The 1,891-nt window shown below is 43.6% G+C and carries 1 protein-coding gene; it reads left to right on the plus strand.

The window, feature by feature from the left end:
• Nucleotides 1-556 precede the first annotated feature (556 nt).
• The gene (gene ltrA / locus CKK03_RS23470) at nucleotides 557-1,816 is read left to right on the plus strand and encodes a group II intron reverse transcriptase/maturase (protein ID WP_099364889.1); all 1,260 of its coding nucleotides are present in this window, start codon (nucleotides 557-559) and stop codon (nucleotides 1,814-1,816) included.
• Nucleotides 1,817-1,891 lie beyond the last annotated feature (75 nt).

The following is a 1,891-nucleotide window of genomic DNA, read 5'->3' on the forward strand; positions in this document are numbered from 1 at the left end:
TGTGTGCGCCCGGCATGGGTGCAGTCTATAGGGTGTAAGTCCCGAACCACGAAGGCAGTAGTAGTGGTTAGCTTAACGCAAGGGTGTCCGCGGTGACGCGGAATCTGAAGGAAGCGAGCGGCAAACCTCCGGTCTGAGGAATACGAACTTCATATAAGGCTAGATACCATTGGATGAGTCTGCACAACAAGACGAAGTCCATACTGCCGAAGATGGTACAGAGTAAATGAAGCAGATAGGTGGAGGGAAAGACTGCACTCTTACCCGGGGAGGTCTGATTGAAACGCCAAGTATACTTGGTAACCTATTCAGCAATGGATAGCTGAACAATCAGAAGTCAGCAGAAGTCATAGTACCATTCTAACTCGAGAAAGAATGGGAAGGACTGAACTATTAAGAAAGAATGAAATCTGTACATTCGGTAATTGCATTGAACACAGACAATCTGAAAGGACTTACCTAAAGAAGGAAGCGGTGAATCCGCTGGGGGCTTTAGGAGGGTGGAGCAAGAGCCGGCATAAATAGAACCTTCATTCACGTAGAAAGGAATAGCATTATGTTAATGGAACGAATTTTGTCACGGGAAAATCTCTTAACTGCCCTAAAACGGGTAGAGCAGAACAAAGGAAGTCACGGCATAGATGGAATGTCCGTAAAATCCCTACGAAGACATCTCTATGAAAACTGGGATTCCCTTCGGGAGGCTTTGAGAACAGGTAGCTATCAACCTTCTCCTGTCCGCCGTGTCGAGATCCCGAAACCAAGCGGTGGGATAAGGCTTTTAGGCATACCAACTGTGACAGACCGTTTCATTCAACAGGCAATTGCCCAAGTATTAACCCCAATCTTTGACCCAACCTTTTCTAAAAGCAGTTATGGCTTCCGACCTAATAGGAGCGCCCATGATGCGGTAAGAAAGGCAAAGGGATATATCAAAGAGGGTTTCCGATGGGTAATTGATATGGACTTAGAAAAGTTCTTTGATAAGGTCAACCATGACAAATTGATGGGAATACTCGCTAAAAGAATTGAAGACCGCATACTTCTAAAACTAATCCGGAAATACCTTCAATCAGGTGTAATGCTTAATGGGGTCGTACAATTAACAGAGGAAGGGACTCCGCAAGGAGGACCTCTCAGTCCTCTTCTTTCAAATATAATTCTTGATAAATTAGATAAAGAATTAGAAGCCAGAGGGCATAAGTTTGTCCGTTATGCAGATGACTGCAATATTTATGTCAAGTCATTAAAAGCAGGAGAACGTGTAATGGAATCCATTACGACGTTTATTGAGCAGAAGCTAAAGTTAAAGGTGAACAGGGATAAGTCAGCAGTCGCTCGTCCATGGAGACGGAAATTCCTTGGTTTCAGCTTTACTTGGAATAAAGAACCGAAGGTGCGAATTGCGAAAGAAAGCATCAAACGCTTTAAGATGAAGATTCGAGAAATTACCTCTCGGTCAAAACCTCTTCCCATGGAAATAAGGATTGAAATGTTAAACCGTTATCTAACGGGATGGTGTGGGTACTTCGCTTTAGCTGACACTCCTAGCAAATTCAAAGAATTTGATGAATGGATAAGAAGAAGGCTTAGAATGTGCGAATGGAAACAGTGGAAGAAACCAAGGACAAAAGTTAGGAAACTAATCGGCCTTGGTGTACCCGAAAACAAAGCACACGAATGGGGTAACTCCAGAAAGAAATACTGGAGAATTGCTTGTAGCCCAATATTAAACAAAACCCTCGATAACTCTTATTGGAGTCTACGAGGGTTGAGAAGTCTATATAATCGCTATGAAATTTTGCGTCAATCTTAATGGAACCGCCGTATACCGAACGGTACGTACGGTGGTGTGAGAGGTCGGAGGTTAGTCACCTCCCCCTACTCGATT

This window comes from Fredinandcohnia onubensis (assembly GCF_002734215.1).
Classification (GTDB): domain Bacteria; phylum Bacillota; class Bacilli; order Bacillales; family Bacillaceae_L; genus Ferdinandcohnia; species Ferdinandcohnia onubensis.

Excerpts from the sequence above, each read along its gene's own strand:
- ltrA (WP_099364889.1), top strand. The coding sequence starts at position 557 with ATGTTAATGGAACGAATTTTGTCACGGGAAAATCTCTTAACTGCCCTA.